This window comes from Neisseria sp. P0020.S003 (assembly GCF_051957095.1).
Lineage (GTDB): Bacteria > Pseudomonadota > Gammaproteobacteria > Burkholderiales > Neisseriaceae > Neisseria > Neisseria subflava.
Genome location: NZ_JBQCWU010000090.1, coordinates 1 through 435, shown reverse-complemented (window position 1 = coordinate 435; position 435 = coordinate 1). Strand labels below are relative to the sequence as shown.

Genomic DNA, 435 nt, shown 5'->3' with positions numbered 1-435 from the left:
CCCACACAAACAACACACACCAAAACACAACCAACCCACCACCAACACCAACCACAAAACCAAACCCAAACACACACATCAACACAACAAAAAACCCACAACCACCCAAAAACACCACCACAAAAAACCCCCACCACACAAACACAAACACCCCACCAAACCAAAAACAACCAACCAAACCCCGCCGCCTGGACTTAAGTGCTTGCGCACACCGCCAAGGAACGCAACCAGCATAACACAACCAAAACCATAAAACACAACCCCAACAACAAAAACCAACCCCACAAACAACCAAAACAAACCACAAACAACAAAACCAACACAACCCCCCAAAAACAAACCACCCAAAAACACACACAAACACAACCAAAACCAACAAAAAACCAACAACCCACCCCCCACACACACCCAACACCACCAACAACACCCCCCACA

The 435-nt window shown here is 47.1% G+C and carries 1 protein-coding gene and 1 pseudogene; both read left to right on the top strand.

Going from position 1 to position 435, the window contains the following annotated elements:
- The coding region (locus ACTHTQ_RS11470) for a hypothetical protein (protein WP_440363986.1) at positions 1-198 on the top strand (198 nt) is incomplete at its 5' end.
- Positions 199-435, top strand: a pseudogene (locus tag ACTHTQ_RS11465) (hypothetical protein); the annotation flags it as partial.